A 14,176-nucleotide genomic window follows, 5' to 3' on the forward strand; every position below is an offset into this window, starting at 1 on the left:
CGACGCCCAGAGTCGAGGCTCAGTCAAGCGGATGGTCGCTCGGAAAATCGCCGAAGATTACGGATCATGGCTCGAGACTAGGATGGGAGGGCACGATGGAGCCTGACGAACGTCGACACGTTCCGCATACCGAGATCCATCATCTGTCCCGGCGTTTTCTCGAAGGAGCACAAGATATTCTCGTCGTCGCTCTCGTTCTCGTGTTGTTCGGCCTCATGGTTCGCACGTTGTTGATTCTCCTGAGTCACCTCTTCGGTCCTGCACTCGACTTCCGCGTCGTGATCGCGGAAGTTCTCTTCATGTTGGTCATGGTGGAGCTCATGCGGCTCCTCGTCGTCTATTTGGAAGAGCACCGAGTCGCTGTGGACTTCATGGTGGAACTGGGCATCGTCGCGACGCTGCGCGAGGTGGTCCTCCGTGGGGTGGTCGAGCTCGGTTGGGCACAGGTGCTCGCGATCAGCGCGTTTCTCCTCACGTTGGGAGCGTTGTTGCGGTTCGGCACGTTGCGCGTACCGTTTCCTCCTCGACGCGCTTCGCTTCGATCGAGCGACGCGCGGGGGGCGGGCAGTACCGAACCGGTACCGGTTACCGAGCCGGCTCCCGTGACGAGGACGAGTGTGGGCTCAGAACGCGTCGCGGGTCGGTGAGCAGTGCGTCGAGTGGCAGGCGGAGTTCAGCGTCCCGAAGGCGGATAGTCAGTCGCTCGCCCCGTTCGAGCTGCACTTCGTACGGTGCGGCGCTCGCAAGTTCACTCGCTCGCAGGGGACGCGGACGGACGAGAAGACGTGCCTCGGGAGTGATCGTGCGTCGCAGCGAGATCGTCGCGGCCGATTGACGACACGCTCTCGATGGCTGCTCACCTCCTGTATCGACTATGACGACTCGCAGCTCTCCCCGCTCGAGGCAAATGACTCCACCGTTGGGGCGTGTCTCGAGGAGAAGACGCGTCGTGGCGTCGATGGGGATCACCGCTGCTCCGCGGATCCATTCGAACGATATGCCTGCTGTCTGGGCTCGTCGTTCCAGGACCGTCCAAGCTGGCTCGTTCCCTGCTTGGCCCCAGACCACGATCGCGTGCGCGTTGCCTCGCTCGATGATCCCCAGTGCGCCAGGTATGTGTTCCGGATCCCATGCCGGTACGACGAGGAGTTCGAGCGGTCGCTGCCAGGGAACGGTCGAACGGTCGACGAAGTCAGCTGCATCGTTTGGATCGGTGCCTCCCCCGATCAGCACTTCAGTCCGGTCGGTGACGAGCAAAACCGAGAGGGTTCGACCCGTTCCACCGACGACCAGGCGATCGGTCGGGCGGAGCTGACTCGCAGCAGTTCCGAGTACGGTGCCCAGCAGGAGACCGAGTGCCAACCAAGCGAACGCAGGTCGGGCGATCGTGGAACGAAGACTGACGAGCCTCACTGCTGCTTTTCGTAATACGCGATATCGATCGGCGAACCGCGTGGCACCCAGCTATTCCATTGCAGGGACGCACTCACCACGCCACCGTCGGGAAACTGGTCGCAATCGAAATTCCCAATATTCTGGCGAATCTGTTCGCAACTTTGCGGTGTCACGGTGCGAACGACGAGACCAGCGCGCTGCAGTTCGACAGCAGCTTGTTGGTATGGTTTGCCGTACAGGTCGGGCACCTTGATGCGATCGCCGACGCTGACATACACGGTGACCGTGCCGCCGTTGCGGACCTGCTCGGCAGGTTCCGTGCGGATGACGTACCCCTCGGGAACTGTGCGACTCCCTTCCTCGACTTTCTCGACCGTAACCGGCAGGCCCTGCAGCTGTTGCAGCACGTCGGTGTAGGGTCGGCCAGCCAAGCCGATCAAGGTGATCCACTCCGGTCCCTTACTCACCCAAACGCGGATCGTGCTGCCCTTCTCGACGAGTTGGCCGGCGGGCGGATCCTGTCGCACGATCGTCCCGGCAGGCACGACGTTATCGTAAATCTCCTCGATCGCCAGTTGGAAGTTCCCGGCTGTGGCTGCGGCCTGTGCCTGGCGCAACGTCGAGTTGACGAGATCCGGTATGCGGGCTAACTCGGGTGTCGGAGTCAGGTTCGGTGTCGGTTCAGGCGTCGGGGTCGCAGCGACGGTCGGCGACGGTTCGAGCGTCGGCGAGGGGTTCGGTTCAGTCGTCGGGCTCGGCGCAATGGCGAAGGATATGGGGGTGGGAGCGGGCCGATCGCCGGCCCCTGTCAACGCGCGGAGATCGACCAGCTGAAAGGCGAGGACAACCAAGGCAACGATGCCAGCGAGGATCGCGCTCCCCAAGAGCCAGGTAGCGCAGCCGATGTCAGTGGGCCGGTTCGCTGGGCGGACCGGAGAAGTCGCTCGCCCGCGGTGGCGAGTGTTGACTGGTCGTGACGGGGTTGCTCGGCTGGGTGCGGTACCCGGTAGTGCAGCGTGTTGCCAATGAGCCAGTGCGTGCGCCAGGGCGCCAGCAGTCGGGAATCGTTGGCGGGGATCCTTGGCCAGCGCGCGGAGGACGATAGCCTCGACCGCCGGAGGCAGGGAGGGAGCGAACTGGCGCGGCGGCGGAGGCGGTTCGTGCACATGCTTCATGGCGAGACCGATCGGACTGTCCGCCTCGAACGGCAGTCGGCCGGTGAGCATCTCATAGATGACGATGCCCAGTGAGTAGATGTCGCTGGCTGGTGTCGCCGGTTCGCCACGCGCTTGCTCCGGAGAAACGTAGTGGACCGTGCCCATGCCGAAGCCAGCTTCGGTCAGGCTGACATCGCTGATCCCTTTCGCGATCCCGAAATCGGTCACCTTCACGAAGCCGCGCTCATCGACCAGGATGTTCTGCGGCTTGATGTCACGGTGAACGAGCCCGTGCTGATGAGCGTAATCCAAGGCAGCCGCAACCTGGCGGACGATGCGGATGGTCTCGTCGAGCGGAATCGGCGCCCGTTCGAGGATCAGCTGCTTCAAGGTCTTGCCGGGAACGAATTCCATGACGATGTAGTGGATCGCACCGTCGCGACCGACGTCGTAGACGCTGACGATATTGGGATGACTCAAACGAGCTGCTGCCTGTGCTTCGCGTTCGAAACGCCGGAGGAAGCTCACATCGGCGGCGAACTGTCCGCGGAGCACTTTGATCGCGACTGGCCTGCCGAGGAGCAGGTCGTACCCTCGGTAGACGACAGCCATGCCACCTTCGCCGATCGGCTCGTCGAGCCGGTAGCGGTCGTTCAGCACGTGCGTGCGCACTCGCGAGCGCCTCTCATGATCGATGGTCGGGCGTGCCAACCGGCACTCACGGGGGTTATCCTACTACGGACTTCGTCTTGCCGGCCCCGCGCGACACGTGGAGCGGCAAGCGCATCGAGCGAGCTGCGCGGGTCTTGCGGGGTACGTGTGGCAAGATGAGTGGTGAAGCGAGACGAAGGGTGGCGAGCCATGAGTTCTTCGCTCGGATGCCGATTGGGAGAGACGGTCACTGAACGCATCGGGCGGACGCCGCTCTTCTGTCTCCAGCGCTTGCCGGCGATCTCTGGCATCTCGGACCGTGTCCAGTTGCTGGTCAAGGCGGAGTGGTACAACCCAGGTGGCTCGGTCAAAGACCGTGCTGCCTGGAGGATCGTCCGCGAGGCGCTGCGCACGGGAGCGCTCGGACCGAACCGTCGGCTGCTCGATGCAACTTCCGGTAACACTGGCATTGCCTATGCCATGCTCGGCGCAGCACTCGGGTTCGGTGTCACGCTGGTGGTTCCGGGGAGCATCGGCGAGGAGCGTCGGGCCATTCTGGGTGCCTACGGCGCTGAATTGATCTTCAGTGATCCGTACGAGGGAACGGACGGTGCCATCCGCCTCGCGCGTCAACTGGCTGCTGAGCAACCTGATCGGTATTACTATGCGGACCAATACAGTAATCCAGCGAATTGGCTCGCCCATTACGAGGGGACTGGCCCAGAGATCATGGAGCAGACGCGTGGTCAAGTGACGCACTTCGTCGCGGGGCTCGGCACCACAGGAACGATGATGGGAACCGGACGGTTTCTCAAGGAAGCCAACCCGGACGTCGTCCTGGTCGGTGTCCAGCCAGATGATCCGTTCCATGGGTTAGAAGGGCTGAAACATTTGCCGACCGCTCTGACTCCTGCTATCTACGATCCCTCGCTCGTCGATCGGATGGAGTTCGTCGATACCGAAGAGGCCTACCGATTGGCGCGCGAAGTCGCGCGTTGCGAAGGACTGCTCCTCGGCCCCTCGGCGGCGGCAGCCGTCGTTGCGGCGCTCCGGGTCGCCCGCGAATTGGATCAGGGCGTCATCGTGGCCATCCTGCCCGACAGTGGCTTGAAGTACCTGAGCACACCCTTATGGCATCCGGAACGAGGGTAAAGGCACACTGGTCGTCGAGAAAGGAGCGTGAGAACCGATGGCAGTGACGATTCTCATCCCGGCACCGTTGCGCCGCTTTACGGAGGACCGCGCGGCGGTGCATGTGGAGGCGAAGACAGTCGCCGAGGCACTGGCCAAGCTGGACGAGCTCTATCCTGGAATTCGCGAGCGAATCTGCGAACCGGACGGGCGCGTGCGGCGATTCGTCAGCATCTTCGTCAACGGGAAGGACATTCGCTCCCTTCAGGGCGTGGAGACCCCCCTCGCGGACGGGGATGAGGTTGGAATCATCCCGGCCATGGCAGGCGGCCGATGATCCGGATCCCCCGCGACCAGTACCAGGCGATCATCGAGCATGCCCGGCGGGAGGCTCCTCGCGAGGCCTGCGGGCTTCTCGGTGGACGCGGTGAGCGGATCGAGCGCGTCTACCCAGTGACCAATCGCGCCGAACTCGCTGTCGAGTTTTTCGCCGAGCGCGGCCTCATTCCGCCTGGTCGGGATTACCGCCCGGATGCCCCTGGGTCGATCGCCGTCGAGCGCTTCTTCATGGATCCAGAGGAACAGTTTCGCGTGTTGCGCGAGATCGAGCGTTCGGGATTGGAGCATCTGGGCAGCTATCACTCCCACCCGGCGACCGAGGCCTATCCCTCGCGCACGGACGTCGAGCTGGCCGCTTTCTGGCCGAACATGCTTCTCCTGATCTGCTCGCTCGCTGATCCTGTTCGGCCGGTCGTCCGGGCTTTTCGCGTGAACGATGGGCAAGTCTCCGAGGAATCGATCCTCGTCGAGGACTGACCAGCGGTCGATCGGTGCCTGAAGCGCGATGGGCCGGGCATGATCGCCCGGCCCGCTCTCTTCCTGTCGCGATCGGTCCGCGTCAGTCAGCCGCTGTCTGGCGAACCGGCAGGATGCAGCTCTGCTGATAATCGATCTGGCCGATCGTCTCGACCGTGAGCGTCGACTTGGGACCGCAGGCCGCGCACTCCGGGTCACGTTCCACCGACAGTTCGCGGAACGTTGCCGCGAGGGCGTCGTACAGGAGCACGCGCCCGACCAGCGGTTCGCCGATCCCCAGCAACAGCTTGATCGCTTCGGTCGCTTGCAGGACCCCGATGACGCCAGGGAGGACGCCGAGCACGCCCGCCTGATCGCAACTCGGCGCCAGTTCAGGAGGTGGTGGTTCAGGATAGAGACAGCGGTAGCACGGCCCGTCTCCCGGCTTGTAGACGGTGACTTGCCCATCGAACCGGAAGATACTGCCGTCGACGACCGGTTTGCCGAGGAGGACCGCCGCGTCGTTGACGAGATAGCGGGTCGGGAAATTGTCCGCCCCATTGACGATCACATCATAGTCACGGATCACATCGAGGATCGTCTGACTGCTGAGCCATACGTCGTGTGCGATAACCTGCACGTCCGGATTGAGCGCCGTGATCGCCTCGCGAGCTGATTCTGTCTTGGGACGCCCGACACGATCGGTCGTGTGGAGAATTTGCCGCTGCAAGTTGCTCAGATCGACCACATCGGCGTCGACGATCCCGAGTGTCCCGACGCCAGCGGCAGCCAAGTAGAGCGCTGCTGGCGATCCCAAGCCACCGGCACCGATGATCAGCACCTTGGAATCGAGCAGTTTTGCTTGTCCCTCTTCGCCCACTTCCGGGATCAGGAAGTGACGGCTGTATCGCTGGAGTTGCTCGCGCGTCCACTGGCGCGGTGTCACGAAGGGATAGCCAGCATGCTTCCACGCACTGAATCCTCCAGCCACCGAATACACGTTCTGGTAGCCGAGTTCTTCCAGTGTCTTTGCGGCAAAGGCCGAGCGCACGCCACCTGCACAGTAAACATAGATCGGAGTCGACTTGTCCGGGACTTCTTCCTCGATCCGCATTTCGAGGTAGCCGCGCGGGATGAAGAGCGCGCCCGGGACGTACCCTTGCTCCCACTCTTCGCGCTCGCGGACGTCGATGATGACTGGTCGCCGTCCGGATCGAAGCTGCTGGTACAGCTGGTGGACATCGACTTCGCGGATCGCCCGCTTGATCTCTTGGAAGAGTTGTTCGTATCGTCTGGCCATCGATTCGTCCTCCGGGCTAGGCTCGTATTGTGGCTATCCGGTCGACCGAGCCGCCGACAGCGGAATTGTACCCCAGTGGGGTAACGTGAGCCGAGCAGGAAACTGAGTGGAGGAGCTGTATCGGTGGAACAGCGAGTCAACCGTGTCACTGACCACGCGTGCTTTGGATGCGGTGAGCAAAACCCGATCGGGCTTCGTCTCGCGTTCTATCGTCGCCAGGAAGCGGTCGAAGCGCTCTTCACGCCGCGTCCGGAGCACGAAGGCTATGCTGGGCTCGTCCACGGTGGGATCCTCGCCACCTTGCTCGACGAAGCAATGAGTTGGGCGGTGATCGCGCGGACGCACCATCTGATGGTCACGGCCAGGATGGAGATCGCGTACCGCCAACCAGTCGAGGTCGGGCAGCCGTTGCGAGTCGTCGGCTGGGTCGAGCAGCAGCGAGCACGGTCTGCGCGGGCCCGGGCAGCCATTCACGACGCGACGACCGGGGATCTCCTGGTCGACGCGCACGGCCTGTTCCTGCGTGCACCGGAGGGACGCGAGCGTGCCTGGTGGTCGCGTTATGCGCCAGGAGACAGCGGCGAGCGTTGACGCTCGGCGATCTCAGTCCAGCAGGAGCGAGGTGAGCGCTTCCTGCCAGGTCGGTTGATACGGTTCGGCAACGATCGGCTTCCAACCGCGAGCCCGGAGAAGCGCTGCAATTTTGTCGGCTCGGGATCGATGCGGGCTCCACGTGAAGAGGGCGGGCCCCGCACCACTGGGCCATGCCCACTGCGCTCCAGCAGCCCGCATGTCGTCCAGCGCGAGCCGAACTTGGGGAAACGCGAGCAACGGGCGAAGGAACGCGTTGCGGACGAGATGAGGGTCCAACACGTGGTACTGGCGCAGGTGTTCGGCTTGACGACGCGTCGCAGTACCGTCGCTGTAATCGGCGGGAGTGAGGGAACTGTAGAGCGTGCGCGTTTTGTTCCTCAGAGAGAGAGGCGGTACGACGATCACGAACCAACCAGTAGGCGGGGTGAGTGGTTCCAACTCTGTGCCCCGATCGGTGGCGAGTGCCGTGCCTCCCGCGAGGAAGAACGGCACATCGCTCCCGAGGTCGCTCGCGATCTGGCGTGCCAGCGGGTACGGGAGCCCCGCATGGACCAGCGCACCGAGCAGCGTGCCGGCATCGCTCGATCCCCCGCCGAGCCCGGCAGCGACCGGTATCCGCTTGACGAGCTGAATGCGCGCTCGAACCTCGATACCATGCCCAGCGAGCAGCTGCAATGCGCGCACCGTTAAGTCATCCTCGATTTCCGGGGGTGGCTGATAGTCGAGACGCGTTGCCGGCTCGAAAAGGATCTCATCACCGAAGTCGATCGTCTGCAAAATGGTCACGATCTCGTGATAGCCGTCCGGTCGTTTGCCCAGAATTTCCAGGCCGAGATTGAGTTTCGCAGGTGCCAGCAAGCGGAACGGTTTCCGGACTCTGACGCGTATGGTCATGACGCGAGGTCCTCGTGGAGGACTCGCCAGAGGCACAGCCACTCGTCCACGGTGAGCGTTTCGGCTCGCCGCGACGGCTCGATTCCTGCTCGCTGCAGCAGAGTGCGCAGCATCTCCTTGTCCATCCCCGTGGCCGTCGCCAGCGCATTGAGAAGCGTCTTCCGTCGCTGAGCAAAACCTGCCCGTACGAGCGCGAAGAAGCTGTCCCAATGGTGCTTGGGCAACGGTGGAGTGCGCCGCTCGAGCACGACGACAGCACTTTCGACCTTGGGTGGTGGAGTGAAGGCTCCTGGACCGATGCGGAAGGCCACCCGGGGGAGCGCGAAGAACTGGACGAGAACACCGAGATAGCTCATCGCCGGAGGGCGCGCTGCCATTCGCTCCGCTACCTCGCGCTGAACCATCACGACCAGGCGCTCGGGTGGATGATCACTCCTCAGGAGTCGCTCCAGAATCGGCGTCGCGACATTGTACGGGAGATTGGCTACCACAAAATAGGGGCGTTGGCCGGTCAGTGCTGCCAGATCGACCGCGAGCGCATCACCGTGCACGATACGGACGTTAGTGCCGTGGAAGCGTTCGGCGAGTTGTGCGGCGAGGCGCGCATCGAGTTCGATGGCGATGACCGATCGTACCCGGCGCGCGAGTTCCTCGGTGAGGATACCCAGGCCAGGGCCGATTTCCACGACGAGTGCATCAGGTGGCAGCTGGGCTGTTTCCACGATACGACGGACGATAGCGCGGTCGTGCAAGAAGTGCTGTCCGAGCGCCTTGCGCGGCCGAATCCCGAGTTCCCGCAGGACTTGCCGGACGGGTACCGGCTCTCGCTCGCGCTGGCCCGGGAAATCATCCGGGGAGTTCGGCGACGATGTCGACACCGCTACCCTCATCGACGAAGCCGATGCGCCACAACGGCTCACCTGCTGCCGCGAATGCCTGCTCCAGGGTCGATGCCCGTTCCTCCGCGATCGTGAACAGGAGGCCGCCCGACGTCACCGGATCGAACAAGAGGTCCCACAGAACCGTCGGGATACCGCGCCCGCGCCGCACGACTGCGTCCGGACCTTCTGCATAGTAGGCTCGGTTGCGTTGTGCGCCGCCAGGTAAGCGACCCGCCCGTGCGTAGGCATCGGCCCCGTCCATGACGGGGACAGCGCGTGCGGCGATGACGAGTCGCACGCCACTCTTGAGGGCGATTTCGCTCGCGTGACCGGCCAGGCCATAACCGGTCACGTCGGTACAGGCGCGGACACCGTGGGCGAGGAGCAGCTGACTCGCTGTGCGGTTGAGGCGCACCATCCAGGCGACGGCGTTGTCGACGTGCGCTGGTTCAGCGACTCCTGCCTTCAGCGCAGTCGTGATGGCTCCCGTTCCGATCGGCTTCGTGAGGTACAGGAGTTCCCCCGGTCGGGCTGCTGCCTTGGTAAGGACATGCGCCGGATCGACTCGCCCAGTCACCACTAACCCGTACTTGGGCTCGTCGTCGCTGATCGTGTGGCCACCCGCGATGACCACACCAGCCTCGCGTGCCTTGTCGAGGCCACCGCGGAAGACCTCGCTCAGGAGCTCGAGCGCAAGATCGTTCGGCCAGGCAGCGATATTGAGAGCGAGGAACGGTTCCCCGCCCATCGCGTACACGTCGCTGAGCGCATTGGCAGCAGCGATCGCGCCGTAGAGATAGGCGTCGTCGACCACTGGCGGGAAGAAGTCGACCGTCTGGACGAGCGCGTCATGCTCGTCCAAACGATAGACCGCAGCGTCGTCGCTCGTCTGCAAGCCGACGAGTAACCGAGGGTCTTCTTGGAATTCGAGCGGGCGCAGCACCTGCGCCAGAGCTGCTGGAGCCAGCTTCCCCGCTCAACCGGCGCAGCTGGCGAGCGCTGTCAGCCGTACGACTTCCCGCCGGTCGCTCATCCGGATCCTCCGATCGACGAGCCTTCCTCGCTCGCAGCAATGGTACTCTCAGGACTATCGCCAGCGCGAGTTTCCTCGGTGGCTCGACGATCAGCGGAGCCGGTCGCTGACGGCGGGCCTGTGCGACAATCGCGGGGAAGGAGGGCGAGAAGCGATGAGTGGAATGAGTACCGACGAATTGGTCGCGCTCGCACTGGACATGGCGAACATGCGGCGCTTGCCCGCGGACAGCGAAGTCTACGTACCGGGTGCACGGGTCCGCCGGCTCTTCGTCGCGCTCGATGTCGGGGCAGCCGAACTGCTCGTGGCCCGGGACATCGGTTGCGACGGCGTCTTGGCTCATCACCCAGCCGGCGGACGGGCAGTTCTCCGCTTTCCCGAAGTGTTGACCCGCCATGTCGAACTCATGGTCGAGCACGGTGTCGAGCCATCGGCTGCCAAGGCTGCGTTGCAACCCTTATTCTCGCGGGCGATTCTTCGTGCACAAGCGGCGAACTACGATCAGGTTCCCGCTGTCGCTCGCTTGTTGGGTATTCCCTTCCTGAACTTGCATTTGCCGCTCGACGAGATCGGTCGTCGGGTGATGGTCGAAGCGATCGAGCGCTACCGGGCGACGCTCGGCCGCGAATCGACGGTCCAGGATGTGATCGATGCGCTGCGGACGTTACCCGAGTTCGCCGAGAGTGCGGTGCCGATCATGGTTCCGGTGGGCGCGGTCGATCGGCCGGCGCGGCGCGTCGCGGTCGTGCATGGGGCAGGAACGAACGGCGGTGCATCCGTCGCGCAAGCCTATTTCGCGCACGGCGTGGATACGGTCGTGTATCTCCATTTGGCCCCGGAGGAGGCCGAGCGGCTCCGCAGTGGCGCCTCCGGTTCGGTCATCGTCGTCGGTCATGTCCCCGGTGACCAGGTCGGCCTCAACCGCTACCTGGCTGAAGTCGAGCGACGGGGTGTCGAGATCGTTCGCGCCGGCATCTAGCGACCGAACACGTTGGCGATGCGGTCGAGTGCCCGCTCCAAAAGCTCGTCAGCGGTCGCGAAACTGAGGCGAATGCAACCGGAGCCGGAAGCACCAAAAGCATCGCCCGGCGTGACACCGACATAGGCTTCCTCGATGAGCTTCTGGGCGACCTCTTGCCCGGAGAGTCCGGTGCCGCTGACGTCGGGAAAAGCATAGAATGCCCCCTCCGGCAATGGGCACCGGAAGCCGGGTATGGCGTTGAGCCGCTCGGTGACGAACCGGCGGCGACGGTCCCAGGCGGCGACCATCGCGTCGATGACGTCTTGCGGCCCTTCCAGCGCGGCGACACCGCCCCACTGGGCGAACGACGTCGCACAGGTCGCGGAGTGGCTATGCACCTTCATGATCTGCCGGATGAGCGGAGCCGGTCCAGCGACGTAGCCGAGTCGCCAACCAGTCATGGCATACGCTTTCGAGAAGCCGTTGACGGTGAGCGTCCGTTCGGCCATGCCGGGGAAAGCCGCCAAGCTCAGGTGTTCGCGACCGTCGTAGATGATCTTTTCGTAGATCTCGTCGGAAATCACCAGAATGTCATGCTCCTGCGCCACTGTGACGATCGCCTCGGCTTCCTCGCGCGTGAGGACGCGCCCGGTGGGGTTGTTGGGACTGTTGACGATCATGAGGCGCGTCTGAGGAGTGAGAACGGCTTCGATAGCCTCTCGCGTGATCCGGTAGTTCTCCTCTGGGAGCAAGGGGACGTGTAGGCAGCGAGCACCGGCCATGACGACCATCGGCTCGTAGGAGACCCAACCGGGATCGAACATCAAGACGTCGTCGCCCGGGCCGACCAGCGCGAGGATGGAAACGAACAGTGCGGCCTTGCCTCCCGGCGTGACGATGATCTCGTCTGGAGTGACCGGGATGCGGTTTTCGGCCTGAAGCTTGCGGGCGATCGCTCGACGGAGTTCCGGTATCCCAGCGCTCGCGACGTAGTGCGTCTCTCCGCGGAACATCGCGTCGGCTGCAGCTTGGCAAATGTGCGTGGGCGTCGGGAAATCAGGGTCACCGCCACCGAGATCGATGACATCGATCCCCTGTTGGCGGAGTGCCCGAGCACGGTCGCTGACTGCGAGCGTCGGGGAAGGGCGAAGCTGACGCACTCGCTCGGCCACGTGATACTGCAGCACGGTTCCTCCTCTCAGCCGTCTTCGATTCTGCCCAGCCGATTATGCCGCGTGCTCGTCTTCATCGTCCTGACACGACTCGGCGCAAACAGTCGTCGTTGACCCCTTGAAAAGTGGACGCTTCCTGAGTACGATACATGGCGGTTAGCACTCGAGCCCCGAGAGTGCTAACCAGCGGAAGGAGGAAAGTGCTGAGACAGAGGAGGGACGGACATGACGGCGACTGCCACGAAGATCCGACCGTTGGGTGATCGCGTCGTGGTCAAACCGATCCAGAAGGAAGAAGTGACCAAGAGTGGAATCGTCCTGCCCGATACAGCGAAGGAGAAGCCGCAGCGCGGGCAGGTGGTCGCCGTGGGCCCGGGCCGGCTGACGGACGACGGCAAGCGCCTGCCGATGGAGGTCAAGGTCGGCGACGAGGTGCTGTTCGCCAAGTATGCCGGTACCGAGCTCAAGATCGATGACGAAGAGTACCTGATCCTGAGCGAGAAGGACATCTTGGCTGTTCTGTCCGAATGAGTCGATCGGTCGAGTGGTACGTCGGATTAGGCGACGAGTGACGGGAGGGTAGCGATGCCGGCGAAGATGATCCGCTTCCACGAGCAGGCTCGACAGTCCTTGAAAGAAGGCGTCGATGTCCTGGCCAATGCGGTCAAGACCACGCTGGGACCGAAGGGACGCAATGTCGCGCTGGACAAGAAGTATGGCGCTCCGACGGTCAGTCATGACGGTGTGACGGTCGCCAAGGAGATCGAGCTAGAGGATCCCTTCGCCAATATGGGGGCCCAGCTTCTGAAGGAGGCGGCGACCAAGACGAACGACGTCGCCGGTGACGGGACGACGACGGCGACCGTTCTGGCACAGGCGATCGTCCACGAGGGGCTGCGGAACGTCGCTGCGGGAGCCAACCCGATGTTGCTCAAGCGCGGTATCGAGCTGGCGACCAAGGCGGTCGTGGAGCGCCTCAAGTCGATGGCCAAGGAAGTCCGCGGGCGCGACGATATCGCCCATGTCGCGACCATCTCAGCGGCTGATCCCGAGATCGGGAATCTGATCGCTGAGGTCATGGAGAAGGTTGGCAAGGACGGTGTCATCACCGTCGAGGAGTCGAAGGGGCTGGCCTTCGAGGTCGAGTACACCGAGGGGATGGAGATCGACCGCGGGTACATCTCCCCGTACTTCGTCACGAATCCGGAGCGCATGGAGGCGGTGGTCGAGGAGCCCTTCATCCTGATCACCGACAAGAAGGTTTCGGCCGTCTCCGACATCCTGCCCATCCTCGAGAAGGTGTTGCAGGTCAGCAAGAACTTCGTGATCATCGCTGAGGACGTCGAGGGCGAAGCGCTGGCGACGCTGGTCGTCAACAAGCTGCGCGGCACGCTGAATGCGCTGGCTGTCAAGGCGCCGGGCTTCGGTGATCGCCGCAAGGAGATGCTGCGCGACATCGCCATTCTGACTGGCGGTACGGTCATCTCGGAGGAACTCGGGCGCAAGCTGGAGACCGCGCGCCTGGAGGATCTGGGTCGTGCCCGCCGCGTCGTCGCGACCAAGGACAAGACGACGATCGTCGAAGGGTACGGTCGCGAGGAGGACATCAAGGCGCGGATCGAGCAGATCAAGGCCCAGATCGAGCAGACCACCAGCGATTTCGACCGCGAGAAGCTGCAGGAGCGGCTGGCGAAGCTGGCCGGTGGTGTCGCTGTGATCAAGGTCGGTGCGGCGACCGAAGTCGAGCTGAAGGAGAAGAAGCACCGCGTCGAAGATGCCTTGAGCGCGACCCGCGCCGCGGTCGAAGAGGGTATCGTGCCGGGTGGTGGTGTGGCGCTCCTCAACGCGGTCGCTGCGCTCGACGAGGTGCAGGCCGAGGGCGACATCAAGACCGGTGTGATGATCGTCAAGCGGGCGCTCGAAGAGCCGCTCCGCGGCATCGTCGAGAACGCTGGCCTGGATGGCTCGGTGGTCATCGAGACGGTGCGGCGGCTCCAGAAGGAGCAGAACAACCCGAATATCGGGTACGACGTCATCCGCGAAGAGTACGGTGACCTCCTCGAGTGGGGCGTCATCGACCCGGTCAAGGTGACGCGCTCGGCGGTGGAGAACGCGGCCTCCGTGGCGGCCATGATCCTCACGACCGAGGCGTTGGTCACCGAGAAGCCGGAGAAGGAGAAGACGCCGGCTCCCAGCATGGAGTACTGATCCG

Annotated in this window: 15 protein-coding genes; 8 read left to right on the plus strand and 7 right to left on the minus strand. The window is 63.7% G+C overall.

Annotated elements, in window-relative coordinates; genetic code table 11:
* Positions 1-95 precede the first annotated feature (95 nt).
* Entirely contained in the window at positions 96-647 is a 552-nt protein-coding gene (locus ACWIVK_RS03905) for a phosphate-starvation-inducible PsiE family protein (protein WP_448575265.1), read from the plus strand.
* On the opposite strand, the gene ACWIVK_RS03910 is transcribed toward ACWIVK_RS03905, so the two are convergent.
* Together ACWIVK_RS03910 and ACWIVK_RS03915 are read right to left on the minus strand one after the other, a co-directional pair.
* Complete coding sequence (locus tag ACWIVK_RS03910; RefSeq protein WP_448575266.1) at positions 586-1,413, minus strand: hypothetical protein; 828 nt, start codon at positions 1,411-1,413, stop codon at positions 586-588. The two genes, ACWIVK_RS03905 and ACWIVK_RS03910, sit on opposite strands and share 62 nt — an antisense overlap.
* Positions 1,410-3,224, minus strand: coding sequence for a protein kinase domain-containing protein (locus ACWIVK_RS03915; protein WP_448575267.1), 1,815 nt, complete (start codon positions 3,222-3,224; stop codon positions 1,410-1,412). The genes ACWIVK_RS03910 and ACWIVK_RS03915 overlap by 4 nt, the downstream gene beginning before the upstream one ends.
* Positions 3,225-3,413: 189 nt before the next feature.
* On the opposite strand from ACWIVK_RS03915, the gene ACWIVK_RS03920 reads away from it, so the two are divergent.
* Genes ACWIVK_RS03920 through ACWIVK_RS03930 form a run of 3 tightly spaced genes read left to right on the plus strand, consistent with a single transcriptional unit; the run spans position 3,414 to position 5,150 of the window.
* Positions 3,414-4,355, plus strand: coding sequence for a PLP-dependent cysteine synthase family protein (locus ACWIVK_RS03920; protein ID WP_448575269.1), 942 nt, complete (start codon positions 3,414-3,416; stop codon positions 4,353-4,355).
* 37 nt (positions 4,356-4,392) lie between these two features.
* Positions 4,393-4,671, plus strand: coding sequence for a ubiquitin-like small modifier protein 1 (locus ACWIVK_RS03925; protein WP_448575271.1), 279 nt, complete (start codon positions 4,393-4,395; stop codon positions 4,669-4,671).
* A complete protein-coding gene (locus ACWIVK_RS03930) occupies positions 4,668-5,150 on the plus strand; it encodes a Mov34/MPN/PAD-1 family protein (protein ID WP_448575272.1) in 483 nt (160 codons plus the stop codon). Before ACWIVK_RS03925 ends, ACWIVK_RS03930 begins: the two co-directional genes overlap by 4 nt.
* An 82-nt stretch (positions 5,151-5,232) precedes the next feature.
* Here ACWIVK_RS03930 and moeB read toward each other — a convergent pair whose 3' ends face one another.
* Positions 5,233-6,429 (minus strand): molybdopterin-synthase adenylyltransferase MoeB, encoded by a 1,197-nt coding sequence (gene moeB / locus ACWIVK_RS03935; protein WP_448575274.1) that lies wholly within the window; start codon positions 6,427-6,429, stop codon positions 5,233-5,235.
* Positions 6,430-6,552: 123 nt separating this feature from the next.
* Between moeB and ACWIVK_RS03940 the strand changes: the two genes are divergently transcribed.
* A complete protein-coding gene (locus ACWIVK_RS03940; protein ID WP_448575276.1) occupies positions 6,553-7,020 on the plus strand; it encodes a PaaI family thioesterase in 468 nt (155 codons plus the stop codon).
* 12 nt (positions 7,021-7,032) lie between these two features.
* Here the strand turns inward: ACWIVK_RS03940 and ispE are convergent, their stop codons facing one another.
* The 3 genes from ispE to selD are packed head-to-tail and all read right to left on the minus strand — an operon-like array spanning position 7,033 to position 9,831.
* Positions 7,033-7,917: a 4-(cytidine 5'-diphospho)-2-C-methyl-D-erythritol kinase gene (ispE, locus tag ACWIVK_RS03945; protein ID WP_448575277.1), complete on the minus strand. Its 885-nt coding sequence runs from the start codon at positions 7,915-7,917 to the stop codon at positions 7,033-7,035.
* Positions 7,914-8,795 carry a 16S rRNA (adenine(1518)-N(6)/adenine(1519)-N(6))-dimethyltransferase RsmA gene (gene rsmA, locus ACWIVK_RS03950; protein WP_448575279.1) on the minus strand — a complete coding sequence of 294 codons (882 nt, stop codon included), beginning with the start codon at positions 8,793-8,795 and terminating at the stop codon, positions 7,914-7,916. The genes ispE and rsmA overlap by 4 nt, the downstream gene beginning before the upstream one ends.
* Positions 8,764-9,831 (minus strand): selenide, water dikinase SelD, encoded by a 1,068-nt coding sequence (gene selD, locus ACWIVK_RS03955; RefSeq protein ID WP_448575280.1) that lies wholly within the window; start codon positions 9,829-9,831, stop codon positions 8,764-8,766. Before selD ends, rsmA begins: the two co-directional genes overlap by 32 nt.
* A 154-nt stretch (positions 9,832-9,985) precedes the next feature.
* Here selD and ACWIVK_RS03960 point away from each other — a divergent pair, with 154 nt between their 5' ends.
* Positions 9,986-10,810: a hypothetical protein gene (locus tag ACWIVK_RS03960; protein ID WP_448575282.1), complete on the plus strand. Its 825-nt coding sequence runs from the start codon at positions 9,986-9,988 to the stop codon at positions 10,808-10,810.
* Here the strand turns inward: ACWIVK_RS03960 and ACWIVK_RS03965 are convergent.
* Complete coding sequence (locus tag ACWIVK_RS03965) at positions 10,807-11,979, minus strand: pyridoxal phosphate-dependent aminotransferase (RefSeq protein WP_448575283.1); 1,173 nt, start codon at positions 11,977-11,979, stop codon at positions 10,807-10,809. The genes ACWIVK_RS03960 and ACWIVK_RS03965 overlap by 4 nt on opposite strands.
* A 210-nt stretch (positions 11,980-12,189) precedes the next feature.
* Here ACWIVK_RS03965 and groES point away from each other — a divergent pair, with 210 nt between their 5' ends.
* Positions 12,190-12,495, plus strand: a complete 306-nt coding sequence (gene groES / locus ACWIVK_RS03970; protein WP_015922250.1) for a co-chaperone GroES — start codon at positions 12,190-12,192, stop codon at positions 12,493-12,495.
* Positions 12,496-12,549: 54 nt separating this feature from the next.
* On the plus strand, positions 12,550-14,172 hold the full coding sequence (gene groL, locus ACWIVK_RS03975) for a chaperonin GroEL (RefSeq protein WP_448575285.1): 1,623 nt from the start codon (positions 12,550-12,552) through the stop codon (positions 14,170-14,172).
* Positions 14,173-14,176 lie beyond the last annotated feature (4 nt).

This window comes from Thermomicrobium sp., from assembly GCF_053493975.1.

Bases quoted from the DNA above. Each gene is read 5' to 3' on its own strand.
- ACWIVK_RS03905 (WP_448575265.1), top strand. From the start codon at position 96: ATGGAGCCTGACGAACGTCGACACGTTCCGCATACCGAGATCCATCAT.
- ACWIVK_RS03920 (WP_448575269.1), top strand. From the start codon at position 3,414: ATGAGTTCTTCGCTCGGATGCCGATTGGGAGAGACGGTCACTGAACGC.
- ACWIVK_RS03925 (WP_448575271.1), top strand. From the start codon at position 4,393: ATGGCAGTGACGATTCTCATCCCGGCACCGTTGCGCCGCTTTACGGAG.
- ACWIVK_RS03930 (WP_448575272.1), top strand. From the start codon at position 4,668: ATGATCCGGATCCCCCGCGACCAGTACCAGGCGATCATCGAGCATGCC.
- moeB (WP_448575274.1), bottom strand. From the start codon at position 6,429: ATGGCCAGACGATACGAACAACTCTTCCAAGAGATCAAGCGGGCGATC.
- ispE (WP_448575277.1), bottom strand. From the start codon at position 7,917: ATGACCATACGCGTCAGAGTCCGGAAACCGTTCCGCTTGCTGGCACCT.
- ACWIVK_RS03960 (WP_448575282.1), top strand. From the start codon at position 9,986: ATGAGTGGAATGAGTACCGACGAATTGGTCGCGCTCGCACTGGACATG.
- groES (WP_015922250.1), top strand. From the start codon at position 12,190: ATGACGGCGACTGCCACGAAGATCCGACCGTTGGGTGATCGCGTCGTG.
- groL (WP_448575285.1), top strand. From the start codon at position 12,550: ATGCCGGCGAAGATGATCCGCTTCCACGAGCAGGCTCGACAGTCCTTG.